The organism is Cellvibrio sp. 25HG11W-0, from assembly GCF_057815475.1.
The window spans coordinates 1-11,962 of record NZ_JBYPPU010000002.1 but is presented as its reverse complement, the minus strand read 5'-3'; the positions used below and the strand labels follow the sequence as shown (position 1 = coordinate 11,962).

Here is an 11,962-nt window from a genome sequence, read left to right as displayed (position 1 = left end):
GACTTACCATGGCAGACAACGCCGCTGAGCTAAAATTTCAAAACGATATTATTGCGCAATTACTTGCCAATGGCTGGCAGTTGGGTTCGCCTGCAAAATACCAACGCGATACCGCGCTCTATACAGAAGATGTATTGGCCTTTGTAAAAACCACACAGGCAACGGAGTGGGAAAAGTTCAGCCGTTTATTTCCTATCGATACCGATAAGCAATTTATTGAGCACTTGGCTATCCAGCTCAATAAAGCCGACACTAACGCCATGGATAAAGAGCTGCGCACCTATGGTACCTTAGGTGTGCTGCGCCACGGTTTAAAAATCCGCAATGCGCGTTTTAGTTTGTGCCAATTCAAACCCGAACATGATCTAAACCCAGAAACCATTGCACGCTATCAACAAAATTGTCTGCGTGTAGTGCCTGAATTGGTTTATAGCCCCTATGCCACCGCTGCGCATTTCACTGAAACCGGTAGCAAAGCTCAAGCATTACGAATTGATTTGGTTCTGTTTATCAATGGCATACCGGTAAGTACGCTGGAATTAAAATCCGAATTTAAACAAGCCGTACAAAACGCTATTACCCAGTATAAAAAAACGCGCCTACCCAAAGACCCAATTACTAAAAAGCCAGAACCGTTATTAAGCTTTAAACGCGGTGCATTAGTGCATTTTGCGGTAAGCCAATATGAAGTGTATATGGCCACCAAGTTGGCAGGCGACGATACTTATTTTTTGCCGTTTAACAAAGGCACCAAAGAGGGTGGGGCAGGGAACGATACGCCCGAAAACCCCAACGAATATGCTACAGGTTATTTGTGGAATGAGATTTTAACGCCAGATACTTTACTCAATATTATTGGCCGTTTTGTACATTTGAACATTGAAGAAAAAGAAGATTGGGATGGCTTAAAAACCAAAAAAGAAAGCCTAATTTTCCCGCGCTATCACCAGTGGAATGTGGTGAACAAATTAATCACGGCGGCTAAAACTGAAGGCACCGGCGGCAAGTATTTAATCCAGCACTCGGCGGGTTCTGGTAAATCAAACTCCATCGCCTGGACTGCGCATCAGCTATCTACCTTGTTTGATGATAAAGGTGAAAAGCTGTTTCACTCAGTGATTGTAGTAACAGATCGCACCGTATTGGATGACCAGCTACAAGATACAATTTATCAATTTGAACACGCGGACGGTGTAGTAGGGCGCATCAACAACAAAGAAGGCGATGGCTCTAAATCCGATAAGCTGGCCGGTGCGCTAGAAACCAGCCAGCCAATTATTATCGTTACCATTCAAACCTTCCCGTTTGTGCTTAAATCCATTGAAAACAGCACTAGCTTAAAAACCCGCCGCTATGCCGTCATTGCCGATGAAGCGCATTCATCACAAACCGGCTCTACTGCACGGCAATTAAAAGAAGTATTGATGATTGATGAAAAAGCCGAAGAGGATGACGAGCTTTCATCAGAAGATATTTTGGATGCAACCATCGCGGCGCGGCGCAATAATACCAATGTAAGTTACTACGCCTTTACCGCCACCCCTAAGCCTAAAACCCTAGAACTATTTGGCCGCTTGCCCAACCCGGAGTTACCCGCGTCTAAAACCAATAAGCCTGAAGCCTACCATGTGTATTCAATGCGCCAAGCCATTGAAGAAGGTTTTATTTTAGATGTGTTAAAAAACTACACCAACTATCAAGTGGCCTATCAGCTCGCGCAAAAAATTGCCGCTGCCGATGAGCAAGTGGATAGCAAAAAAGCCAAAGTTAAAATGAACCAGTGGGTGCGCCTACATCAATACAATATCGCCCAAAAAGCCAAGGTGATTATTGAGCACTTTAAAGGCAACATCATGCACCTGCTGGGTGGCCAAGCCAAAGCCATGGTAGTAACAAGTTCACGCAAAGAAGCGGTGCGCTACAAGCTGGCGTTTGATAAATACGTGGCAGAAAATAAGTACAGCAATATCCGCGCAATGGTCGCTTTTTCGGGCGAGGTTGAATTCCAACTCAATGACCCTGACTGCGAAGCTTTGCTGGAAAAGAAATTCACCGAGAAAAATATGAACCCCGAACTCAAAGGCCGCGACATGCGCAAAGCCTTTGACAGCGACGACTACCAAATTATGTTGGTCGCCAATAAGTTCCAAACAGGGTTCGATCAACCCAAGCTCTGCGCTATGTATGTAGATAAAGCCTTAGGCGGGGTAGAGTGCGTACAAACCCTATCGCGGTTAAATCGAACCTATCCGGGCAAAGCTGAATCGGGCACCTTTGTGTTGGACTTCTTCAATAGCCCTGACGATATCCTGGAAGCCTTTCAGCCTTACTATCAAACTGCTGAATTGGCCGATGTATCAAACCCTGATTTGATATTTGAGCTATTCGAAAAATTGCGCGCAACCGGCATTTTTCTATGGAATGAAGTAGAGCAATTTTGCGATGCCTATTTAATCAAAAGCAAAAGTGCTGCAGCGATAAGCAACATATGCAAACCAGCCTTAGATCGCTGGCAAAAGCGTTATGCCTCAGCCAGTGATGCCTATACCAAAGCCAAGTTGTTTTATGATGAAGCCAAGACAACCGGAAATGCTGTTCTTATAGGTAATACGGAAACATCACTCAAGGAATGTAAAAAAGAAAAAGACGCGCTGGAAATCTTCAAAAAAGATTTAGGCAGTTTTACCCGCTTCTATGAGTTTATGTCACAAATCGTCGATTACGACGATAAAGACCTAGAGAAGCTCAGTCTCTATGCACGACACCTGCGCCCTATGCTGCGCGAAAAAATTAACGCTGAAGATGAGATCGATTTAAGCAACGTGGTACTAAGCCACTATCGCCTATCGAAAATTCGTGAGCTGGATATTCAACTTAAAGAAGATGCCGCAGAATACAAACTGGACCCCAGCAATGACCTAGGCACGGCAAAAGCAAAAGACAAGAAAGAGGAATTTATCTCGCTAATTATCGCGCGCCTAAACGAACTCTTCATCACCGACGGCTTAACCGATAAAGACCTGGTTAACTACGCCTATGTAGTCCGCGACAAGGTATCCGAAAACCAAGCCGTAATGACCCAAATCGCCAACAACAGTTCAGAGCAAGCCCTGCTAGGCGATTTCACCAAAGCCATTGATGACGCCGTACTCGATAGCAATGAAGTCCACAAAGCGATGATGATGCAATATTTATCTAACCCTGAACTGGCCAAGGGCTTTGCGCGGGTAGTTTTTGATATGTTGAAGAGTTGATAATGGTGAAGAGCTAGCGGCTAAAATTTATTGCTTTGATCGTGGCATTACAACAGACATCATAATTTCTGCCATTTCAACTTGATTCTTTTCTACCTTGGCCAAAACAGCTTGTATTGTTCTAGGATCAAACGTAGCTGCGCGCTCATCATTTGTTAGCCATAGCTTTAAAAGCCCTCCCAAGCGCCCAAGATCACCATTAATGCGCGCCAGCTCACGAACCTGGTGCATATCAACAACACCTTTTATTACATACCCCTGCCCCACCTCACGAAGGTAGCGGGCCACACTCATGCCTGCCTGTGTCGCCAGCTCTTCAATTTGTGCCCGTTCATCAGGAAACACTGGGACACGTAAATGGTGTGCTCTTTTATTTTCAGACATAGATACCTCTTTTGGTGGCGGTAGCCTATAGCTTCGCAGAACAGGATACGTCGAGCCCTAAGGCGAGTAAGGTAAAAGTGAAGTTAGTTAATTGGCTTGCCGATTAGCTAACTTCACCTATCCTGCCCGCCTTACAATATGCATATGATCGCTGTAAGCGTGAACTACACTTTCGATCAACCCACCAATTTGTACGCATATCTATCGCTGTTAGTGCCTTGCCCTTTAACGCTGTTACTTCACTACTTCTACGCTTTTTTTCTGAGACAGATATTTGTAGATAGTTGCGCGTGAAACCCCGTAACGTTTAGCTATATCTGTTACTTGGGTTTCAGGATCGCCAAGTAGCAAGCGAATTTCTTTCACTTGCTTGTCATTAAGTGCAGCCCTACGCCCACCCTTTCGCCCCCTCGCGCGGGCAGCAGCTAAACCTGCATGAGTTCGCTCACGAATCACGTTCCGTTCAAATTCGGCCAATGCAGCGAAAACATGGAAAATGAGTTTTCCGGCAGCACTACCCGTCTCGATTCGCTCAGTGATACTTTCAAAAGCAATTCCAGCTTTCTCTAATTCAGACACTATATTGACCAAATCGGGTAACGACCGCCCTAACCTATCCAAGCGCCATACGACCAAAGTATCGCCAGGACGCAAAGCCTTTCGACAATGCTCTAGTTCAGGCCGTTGAGTGTTTTTACCGCTAGCAGTTTCTTCATAGATAACCTCACACCCGGCTTTTTTGAGTGCATCAAGCTGCAGATCCAAATTTTGATCATCTGTGGAGACACGCGCATATCCAATACATTTTCCCATACGTTTTATCTACATAGATTAATAGACGGGTTTATATACGAATAGTGCTCTTTTTTGGAGGTGAATACTAGGGGTGATAGGCGCGTCTGTAAAACGACCGTTTTACAGACAGCCTTAATGAGAAACAATCACTCCTAGAGTGACTTTTGACCAAGTGATATATAGACTTAAACGTCTGGAAGACGTTTAAGTCTATATATCACTTGGCTGTAGCTTGCCTACTTGTTGCAAAATTTTCGCATTCTGTTAGGATAGCGTCACGACTCATCCCTAGCAGGCATCGTTAAGTTGGTGTTGGCATGGGACGGAAAAACCACCTTCGGGTGGTTTTTTCATATCTGGAGCATACAAAACTATAATGAAAACAATATGCTATGTAGATGGCTATAACCTTTACTATGGTTGTCTGAAAAATACGCCCTACAAATGGCTTGATATATTCAAATTGCTCTCTCGAATTTTGAACGAACAAAATCCCGCTACAGAATTAGTGGAGCTTAAATTTTTCACAGCCCCAATAAAAACAAAGCTCGCTTCACAAGGCGCTTTGGCGGGCAACTCTCAGGCTGATTATCACCGCGCCCTACAACATCTCTATAAAGAAAAAGTGAGTGTAATTGAGGGATACTTTAATCTTGAGGAAGGTGCATTTCTTGAATATTTGTCCCCTCCTGATAAAACAAAACGAGTAACCGTTTGGCGATTGGAAGAAAAACAAACAGACGTAAATATAGCAATTACTGCCTACAGAGACGCTCTTAAAGGTCATGCCGACCAAGTGGTTTTTGTTTCTAACGATACTGATTTGGAACCCGCACTTAGTGCCATAAAAGAAGATTTTGGCACTACCGTATCTATAGGGGTAATTTTCCCCATTAGAGAACGAGTCGCAGGTGCTACTTCTCGACCACCAAATAATGCATTAAGTAAACATGCAACTTGGACTCGCCGCAATATAAGAAATGAAGAGTTGGCCGCGTGTGTTTTAAATGATGTCATTCCTACTAATAAAAAACCTATTCGAAAACCAATTTATTGGTAATAACTTAGCACCACCGCGTATTAATTTCTCCCGCGATACTCTCTCAAACTCAACCAGCACATCTGGTTGGCGCTGAATGAGAAAATGTATAACTACATCGTAGTCCAGTAACCCTGCACAAGAGTAGTGGCTATGACTTTAAGTAGAGTATATGTGAAGGAATTCCTTGCCTATCGTTCCTCCAGTTACGCCCCTCAAGTGTCAACATCTTGTGTAGTTTATCTTTCAAAACTGACAAAGGCTGGTAGCTCTAAAGGGTTATTTGAGTCTATAAAGTTAGGGGTTTCTGTGATTCTTGCTAAAGCAATCTGCGTGGCTTGCTCGGCGGTCACCTTGCCCTGAATGAAGGCTTCAGTAAGATCATGGAACCACTGAGGCGCATCAACCGGATCAAAGCCTTCGAGCCGGTGCATTGCATTAACCTGATCCACAATTTCACGCTTAGCAAACTCCATTGCGCTTGCTGAACTCTCGTTTTCACTCACCATAGAGCTACCTTCCTGCAGCTGATTTTCCAAGGATTTGCATTTACGATAGCGGAGTCTGATAGGTTAAATTATCATCGTCGTCTAGCCCAACGCCAACGCCTCGTTTAATTCGATCAGCAAAAAAGGCTTTTGACTCTGGCGTCTCACCTGACCAGAGATGGTCATTCAACTCTTCAAGATCAATTTCTATCTCTGCATTGTTTTGAGTAGCCACCCCGCTGGGGCACTCGGGCTCATTACTATTATTTGCCATAAAAAATTAACCCCTTAAATACATAAAAATCATTCTGCGGATTCATCCGCTAGAAATAGCTCAATAAATTCAGCCATCACAGAAGTCTTGAAGGTTCCAGGCCGTTTATAGCCCTCCAGCTTGGCATTAAACCTTTTGTAATACTTATATCTGTTGTGCGTTATTTCAATAATATCGGAAAATTCAATGTGCTTTGTTTCTGGCGATGCGTTGTTAGCTAAGGTTTTAATAGCCCGCCACATCAGCATATTAATAATATCCACATCGCATTCGAGAACTAAAAACCGTAATTTAGCGTTACTGTGGTTTGGATTTACAAGGGGTAGTTGTTCACGTTGTGCGTAATACTCGCAGTACTCTACGCATTCACCTGCAAGAACCTCTTGATTTAATGCCTTCAAGTAAACGCTGTTACGTTCAAAGTCTATCAATACATCTACGATATTTTTTGCGAGCTGATAAATATAGTCATCAAGGTTATTACCTGCTTTTACAGGGCATTTAATGAATAAACTACACTCATTACCATCCAAAGGAAACACCGGATCTATTCTTGTAAATTCAATTTTTCCGCTATCAATCAGGCTGGCAATGCAGCTTCTGCCAAAGCTTTCCGTTGGCGTATAGTTCCTCGCTAATATTTGCTCTTCCGATAAAAACTCCTCGCTGGGCTTGAAACAAGCCGCAAGGGCAACTTCCATTATTAGCTGATTAAACTCTTTCTGGCTCAAGCTTTCTGTCATTACTGTTCCGCTGTCATTCTCGCTAACCCAGGCATGCCAAACAAATAGTTACAGCCCCAAAATGGGAGTCATAGTCCGTGGAATGATAAGCATTGTAAGTTGATAGTTCTAGCTTTTTAAGCTGGGACATTATGAGAGACAAGCAATTAACAGATTTCGGGAAGGCCGTTAGGGAGCTTCGCAAGGAAAAAGGTCTATCCCAAGAAGCATTTGCTGACCTGGCTGGCATTGATCGTAGTTATATGGGGCATATTGAGCGGGGTGAGAAAAACGTCACCTTAACGAAGATCTACCAGCTGGCTCTTGCTCTTGAAATAGGCGTTATAGATATATTTGATCGCATCAAATAAAGGGACACCCTACACAGCAGCAGAGCGGGTTCAGAAAAAGTGGGCGATGCAACAAAATGATAGATCAGCTAGTTTTACAACTAACTGGGGAACCCTTCCTATCATTAATTGTAGTTAACGACACTTTTCGGCCAATAGCGGACTATCACTACTAAGCTATCGAGCTTACCTTTCATTTTATAACGGACCGTCGATAAGCTATCTGATGAATGAATAACTTACTTCCTCTGAAATATTTTTCAACTCAATATCAAGAGCAACAATTAATTAATGGCTTTGTGTTTGAAATTGGTGCAGTAAATCCACGTTCGGTGCGGGCTATTGTATTTTTGTAGCTTCTCATTGATTTGTTTGGCGAACGGTGCCCATATAATTGATTTACAGCAGCATCAATAACTTCAACAAAGACCGCCAATTCATCCAACTTTTTTCCACTAACTTGCTCAGCTAACGGTTTAAAATAGATAGCTCATATCTAAAGTGATGCTGAGATTGGGGGGGGGGAGTTCACTTCAAGTAACGTCGCATAACTTCTATCACCTGATCCAAATCCTCAAGTCGTTGCTCCGGGGAGCTGTCAACTGCACCAAGATGCTCACGAATGTGCCCCTCTAATACTTCAGTCATTAACCCATTCACCGCACCACGAATGGCTGATATCTGCTGAAGTATGGCAGCGCATTCTACTCCTTCGTCCAACGCTTTCTCCAGCGCCTCAGTTTGCCCCTTGATGCGTCGCACGCGGGTTAGCAGTTGTTTTTTGGATTTAGTTGTATGAGCCATAGAACACAATTCTCGTGATGTTGATATACTAGGGGGGAGTATATCAATACCGGTTTGACTAAAGGATACCTCCAAATGCAATGTCCCGTTAGCGATATAGAAACCCTCCGGCATTCACACGTCTTCAATGAGGGCAACCCACTGGCGGAGCGGAACACCCGCTGGGCGGTGGCATTGACCGTTGTCATGATGGTCGCAGAGATAAGTGGCGGGTGGGTATACAACTCGATGGCATTGCTAGCCGATGGGTGGCACATGAGCTCTCATGCGCTTGCACTGGGGCTATCCGTGCTCGCTTATGCTGCCGCTAGACGCTTTGCTGGGGATGCACGGTTTTCTTTCGGTACCTGGAAAATTGAGGTGCTGGGTGGTTATACCAGTGCGATCTTTCTCGTAGGGGTGGCTGGATTAATGCTATATCAGTCGATGGAGCGTCTGATGTCGCCAACGCCCATTCACTACGATCAGGCTATTGCAATTGCCGGTATCGGCTTACTGGTTAACCTTATCTGCGCATGGCTGCTAAAAGATAGTCATGCCCATCATCACGACCATGATCATCATGCGCACGATAACCACCAGCACCATCATGATTTGAATTTGCGCTCAGCCTATTTGCATGTTTTAGCGGATGCAGCGACCTCAGTGCTGGCAATCGTGGCGCTCATAGGGGGCAAACTTTGGGGCGCGGATTGGCTTGATCCGCTCATGGGTATTGTAGGTGCCGTGTTGGTTTCAGTGTGGGCTTATGGTTTATTGCGCGATACTGGACGTGTGTTGTTAGATGCAGAAATGGACGCACCGGTTGTGGCTGAAATTCGGGAAGTTATTGCAGCAAGCCCTGTTAAAGCAGACATTATGGACTTACATGTGTGGCGTGTTGCTCAAGGTAAATATGCGTGTATTCTGTCTCTTACTACATCGACTTCCGTCCAGCCCGCTTACTTCAAACAACAATTACGTGTTCATGCAGAATTAGTACATATCACTATAGAAGTGAATGCGCACCCCGTAGGCATGATGTAAGGATAGTGGGCTACTCAGGGATAGTGATTATGCATGCAAATATTTGACTGTACGACTACAACCATTCATGCAACTGGACATCGGCATAGCCAAAGTTTTTGTTACGAAATTGGCCGAATAGAGAAATATCAATAATTAGTAAAATTTGATTGAAAATGTAATGTTAGAGGGATCGGATGAAAGCGATAATTTCCAGTTGCAATGTGCACAAAGTCTACTTATTAACTCAAGGCCCAGTCCGCCACCATTTCTTTCGCTCTTTCTTGCTAATCGTCCGTACAATTCGCTTATTTCTTTCATGGTCAAATGATTATTTCTATTACTTATAGTTACTGTCGAGTCGAGACCCATCGTAATGGTAATGTCGCCGCCGTAAGAATGCTCAATAGCGTTTCGCAACAAATTACCCAATGCACACTTCATCATTTGTAATGGTGCAAAAACTTCAGCTTTTTGGACTTCGTTCAGAACGATATTTAAATTCTTGTTTTCGGCAAGGTTAGTGTATTCACCTTTTATCTCCGTTAATACTTGATCAAGAAAAACAAGCTCGTTACTTTCCTGAATACGTGCGGGGTCTTTTGCAAGTACTAATAGCAGTGTCACCATTTCATTAACATTACTAATTGCATCATGGATACGAAATAGTCGATTCCTCGTATTGTTGGATATGCTTTTATCTTCCAGAGATACCTTTACTACTCCATCAATAATTGATAAGGGTGTTCTAAGTTCATGGCTGGCCATGTTAATGAAGTCGCGCTCTCTTTCGATAAAGCTCTCATTTCGCTTGATGTAGGTATTCATTGCTTCAGCAATGACTTCAAGTTCACTGCTTGAATTTTTCGGTAACAATATATATTGATATTTTTTGCCCGGAACTAATTGTTGGATTTGGCAGGCTAAATCTCTTAATGGCCTGACCAGCCAGCTGACGGCCCAAGCAATAAGTACACATAGAACAAGACTGGCGATTCCAGCAGCTAAAAAAACTAAGCCTTCTACTTCCTGTTCATTTTTTTCAAGATCATCAATGTTTAGTAGTAAAGCAAAAGCTTGATCTTGGTCCTTCCTAATTAAAATAACCCACAATTTTCCTTCAAAGCTAAACTCATCATGTATTCCGGGCTTTAGGCTTATAAGTGGTTTATGTCTATAATTTTTTGAATTTAATAAAAACATTGTAATTAACGCGGTATCTGGCCACTCATAACTTGAATCGTTATTACGACGTTTAATAAGCCGATCCATCTCATTATTTAATGATGCGCGCCATACAAGTTCTTCGGCGTGCTCGTTGACAACAAAATCGTTGGCCAAGATACCCAGTGTTAATATTATTAGATAACTAATTAGGCCAAGAATGATCCTGCTGCGCAAGCTTCGATGTTGGGTTAAATATTTTTTTATCATAATTCGGCCAATCGATAACCGATTCTTGGAAGTGTATGAATAAGCTTGGTTGCAAAAGGTGCATCAATTTTTCGGCGCAGATCGTGGATGTAAGCGCGCAAGCGATCACTTTCTGGTGGATCATCCCCCCATATGCATTCACACAATTGACTGTGGTTAACAATAGCTGGGCTAGCTTCCATCAACGCACGCAACAATTTTTTATAAATTGGATAGAGCTGTATTGGTTGGCCTGCTCGCGTTACCTCCATCGTCAATAGATCGAATCGTAGATCAGCCATTTCCAATATTTTTGTTGTCGATCGCTTACTTCTGCCTATTAATGCTTCAAGTCGCACTTCTAACTCCAATAGTTCGAATGGCTTGGTCAGGTAATCATCCGCACCGGCTTTAAATCCACATATTTTGTCTGGTAGTTCGTCGCGGGCAGTCAGCATGATTACCGGAATATCACAGTAATATTCTTCTCGCAGCTCTCTTAACAACTGAAAACCATCCAGTTTGGGAAGATTCCAATCCAGAACAATGCCGTCGTAGTGCTGGGTAGTGGCGAGCCAGCGGCCTACCAGTCCATCGGGTGCTGCATCCAGCACATGCCCTTTTCCCTCAAAGTAATCAAATATATTGGTGACTAAACTTTGATTGTCTTCAATGATGAGTAATTTCATTGCGATTAGTCCATGCAGTTGATGTTTTTTTACCCGTGCATTGCACGGACAAAATAAGGACATAGTGCCAGATACAATCTAATAATAATGTTCTTAACAACTAATTGGTGCCGGCAATAAGAGTAACAATCGCCAAGCCAATAAATAAAACAAACGCGGCCTTGCGTGCAATATTCATTGGCATTTTATCCACCAGCCATTTGCCTGCGAAAATAACCGGTACGTTTGCGATCAACATTCCAAATGTGGTGCCTGCTATAACAGCAGCGGTCATCCACAGGTTTTCATTATATTTTGCAGCAAGAATGACAGTGGCAATTTGGGTCTTATCGCCAATTTCTGCAAGAAAAAATAGAATCAATGTAGCAACGAAGGGACCATATTGCGCAAAGCGCCCCATGTCATCATCTTCTTTATCAGGAATAAGAATCCAGATAGCGATGGCGATGAAACTTGCGCTAATAATCCAAGGAATCCAGTTCGAAGGAATTGCATCGGCCAGCCATGAGCCAAGCCAAGCTGATAGAGCATGATTTAAAATCGTAGCAATGAATACACCTAAGCTGATCATATACGGGCTGGCGTAGCGGGCGGCAAGGAATAATGCAAGAAGCTGTGTTTTATCGCCTATTTCAGCGATGGTTACAGCGAGTGTGGAATTGACAAAGGCTTCCATTGATAAATCCAGACGGGAAAGAATGCGAGAGGTAGCCCCACTGTCCCGTCAAAAGCAGCGGTGTACCTC

At 43.4% G+C, this 11,962-nt stretch carries 15 protein-coding genes; 6 read left to right on the top strand and 9 right to left on the bottom strand.

The annotated features are described in order from the left end of the window. Nucleotides 1-8 precede the first annotated feature (8 nt). Nucleotides 9-3,254: a type I restriction endonuclease subunit R gene (locus AC0KUT_RS20610; RefSeq protein ID WP_488835908.1), complete on the top strand. Its 3,246-nt coding sequence runs from the start codon at nt 9-11 to the stop codon at nt 3,252-3,254. 27 nt (nt 3,255-3,281) lie between these two features. On the opposite strand, the gene traJ is transcribed toward AC0KUT_RS20610, so the two are convergent. After that, nucleotides 3,282-3,638: a conjugal transfer transcriptional regulator TraJ gene (gene traJ, locus AC0KUT_RS20605; protein ID WP_488835906.1), complete on the bottom strand. Its 357-nt coding sequence runs from the start codon at nt 3,636-3,638 to the stop codon at nt 3,282-3,284. 234 nt (nt 3,639-3,872) lie between these two features. Beyond that, entirely contained in the window at nt 3,873-4,451 is a 579-nt protein-coding gene (locus AC0KUT_RS20600) for a recombinase family protein (RefSeq protein ID WP_488835904.1), read from the bottom strand. A 358-nt stretch (nt 4,452-4,809) separates the two neighbouring features. On the opposite strand from AC0KUT_RS20600, the gene AC0KUT_RS20595 reads away from it, so the two are divergent. Continuing rightward, on the top strand, nt 4,810-5,493 hold the full coding sequence (locus AC0KUT_RS20595) for an NYN domain-containing protein (protein WP_488835902.1): 684 nt from the start codon (nt 4,810-4,812) through the stop codon (nt 5,491-5,493). Between the two features lie 218 nt (nt 5,494-5,711). Here AC0KUT_RS20595 and AC0KUT_RS20590 read toward each other — a convergent pair whose 3' ends face one another. Genes AC0KUT_RS20590 through AC0KUT_RS20580 form a run of 3 tightly spaced genes read right to left on the bottom strand, consistent with a single transcriptional unit; the run spans nt 5,712 to nt 6,977 of the window. Beyond that, nucleotides 5,712-5,981: an antitoxin VbhA family protein gene (locus AC0KUT_RS20590; RefSeq protein ID WP_488835901.1), complete on the bottom strand. Its 270-nt coding sequence runs from the start codon at nt 5,979-5,981 to the stop codon at nt 5,712-5,714. A gap of 40 nt (nt 5,982-6,021) precedes the next feature. Further along, complete coding sequence (locus tag AC0KUT_RS20585; RefSeq protein WP_488835899.1) at nt 6,022-6,234, bottom strand: hypothetical protein; 213 nt, start codon at nt 6,232-6,234, stop codon at nt 6,022-6,024. Between the two features lie 29 nt (nt 6,235-6,263). After that, entirely contained in the window at nt 6,264-6,977 is a 714-nt protein-coding gene (locus AC0KUT_RS20580; protein ID WP_488835897.1) for a hypothetical protein, read from the bottom strand. A gap of 131 nt (nt 6,978-7,108) precedes the next feature. Here AC0KUT_RS20580 and AC0KUT_RS20575 point away from each other — a divergent pair, with 131 nt between their 5' ends. The 3 genes from AC0KUT_RS20575 (at nt 7,109) to AC0KUT_RS20565 (ending at nt 7,662) form a co-directional block, all read left to right on the top strand. Further along, nucleotides 7,109-7,327, top strand: coding sequence for a helix-turn-helix domain-containing protein (locus AC0KUT_RS20575; RefSeq protein WP_488835896.1), 219 nt, complete (start codon nt 7,109-7,111; stop codon nt 7,325-7,327). A gap of 46 nt (nt 7,328-7,373) precedes the next feature. Beyond that, nucleotides 7,374-7,445: a hypothetical protein gene (locus AC0KUT_RS20570; RefSeq protein ID WP_488835912.1), complete on the top strand. Its 72-nt coding sequence runs from the start codon at nt 7,374-7,376 to the stop codon at nt 7,443-7,445. A gap of 91 nt (nt 7,446-7,536) precedes the next feature. Then, a complete protein-coding gene (locus AC0KUT_RS20565) occupies nt 7,537-7,662 on the top strand; it encodes a hypothetical protein (protein WP_488835894.1) in 126 nt (41 codons plus the stop codon). Nucleotides 7,663-7,834: 172 nt separating this feature from the next. On the opposite strand, the gene AC0KUT_RS20560 is transcribed toward AC0KUT_RS20565, so the two are convergent. Then, nucleotides 7,835-8,110: a metal/formaldehyde-sensitive transcriptional repressor gene (locus AC0KUT_RS20560; protein WP_488835892.1), complete on the bottom strand. Its 276-nt coding sequence runs from the start codon at nt 8,108-8,110 to the stop codon at nt 7,835-7,837. 75 nt (nt 8,111-8,185) lie between these two features. Here AC0KUT_RS20560 and dmeF point away from each other — a divergent pair, with 75 nt between their 5' ends. Then, nucleotides 8,186-9,136: a CDF family Co(II)/Ni(II) efflux transporter DmeF gene (dmeF, locus tag AC0KUT_RS20555; RefSeq protein ID WP_488835890.1), complete on the top strand. Its 951-nt coding sequence runs from the start codon at nt 8,186-8,188 to the stop codon at nt 9,134-9,136. 135 nt (nt 9,137-9,271) lie between these two features. Here dmeF and AC0KUT_RS20550 read toward each other — a convergent pair whose 3' ends face one another. From AC0KUT_RS20550 to AC0KUT_RS20540, 3 genes are all read right to left on the bottom strand, one after another. Next, nucleotides 9,272-10,549 (bottom strand): sensor histidine kinase, encoded by a 1,278-nt coding sequence (locus AC0KUT_RS20550; protein WP_488835888.1) that lies wholly within the window; start codon nt 10,547-10,549, stop codon nt 9,272-9,274. Next, nucleotides 10,546-11,217, bottom strand: coding sequence for a response regulator transcription factor (locus AC0KUT_RS20545; protein WP_488835886.1), 672 nt, complete (start codon nt 11,215-11,217; stop codon nt 10,546-10,548). Before AC0KUT_RS20545 ends, AC0KUT_RS20550 begins: the two co-directional genes overlap by 4 nt. Before the next feature lie 100 nt (nt 11,218-11,317). Continuing rightward, nucleotides 11,318-11,893: a TMEM165/GDT1 family protein gene (locus tag AC0KUT_RS20540; protein WP_488835884.1), complete on the bottom strand. Its 576-nt coding sequence runs from the start codon at nt 11,891-11,893 to the stop codon at nt 11,318-11,320. Nucleotides 11,894-11,962 lie beyond the last annotated feature (69 nt).

Coding starts and splice junctions, on each gene's coding strand:
- AC0KUT_RS20610 (WP_488835908.1), top strand. CDS start 9: ATGGCAGACAACGCCGCTGAGCTAAAATTTCAAAACGATATTATTGCG.
- traJ (WP_488835906.1), bottom strand. CDS start 3,638: ATGTCTGAAAATAAAAGAGCACACCATTTACGTGTCCCAGTGTTTCCT.
- AC0KUT_RS20600 (WP_488835904.1), bottom strand. CDS start 4,451: ATGGGAAAATGTATTGGATATGCGCGTGTCTCCACAGATGATCAAAAT.
- AC0KUT_RS20595 (WP_488835902.1), top strand. CDS start 4,810: ATGAAAACAATATGCTATGTAGATGGCTATAACCTTTACTATGGTTGT.
- AC0KUT_RS20590 (WP_488835901.1), bottom strand. CDS start 5,981: ATGGTGAGTGAAAACGAGAGTTCAGCAAGCGCAATGGAGTTTGCTAAG.
- AC0KUT_RS20585 (WP_488835899.1), bottom strand. CDS start 6,234: ATGGCAAATAATAGTAATGAGCCCGAGTGCCCCAGCGGGGTGGCTACT.
- AC0KUT_RS20580 (WP_488835897.1), bottom strand. CDS start 6,977: ATGACAGAAAGCTTGAGCCAGAAAGAGTTTAATCAGCTAATAATGGAA.
- AC0KUT_RS20575 (WP_488835896.1), top strand. CDS start 7,109: ATGAGAGACAAGCAATTAACAGATTTCGGGAAGGCCGTTAGGGAGCTT.
- AC0KUT_RS20565 (WP_488835894.1), top strand. CDS start 7,537: ATGAATAACTTACTTCCTCTGAAATATTTTTCAACTCAATATCAAGAG.
- AC0KUT_RS20560 (WP_488835892.1), bottom strand. CDS start 8,110: ATGGCTCATACAACTAAATCCAAAAAACAACTGCTAACCCGCGTGCGA.
- dmeF (WP_488835890.1), top strand. CDS start 8,186: ATGCAATGTCCCGTTAGCGATATAGAAACCCTCCGGCATTCACACGTC.
- AC0KUT_RS20550 (WP_488835888.1), bottom strand. CDS start 10,549: ATGATAAAAAAATATTTAACCCAACATCGAAGCTTGCGCAGCAGGATC.
- AC0KUT_RS20545 (WP_488835886.1), bottom strand. CDS start 11,217: ATGAAATTACTCATCATTGAAGACAATCAAAGTTTAGTCACCAATATA.
- AC0KUT_RS20540 (WP_488835884.1), bottom strand. CDS start 11,893: ATGGAAGCCTTTGTCAATTCCACACTCGCTGTAACCATCGCTGAAATA.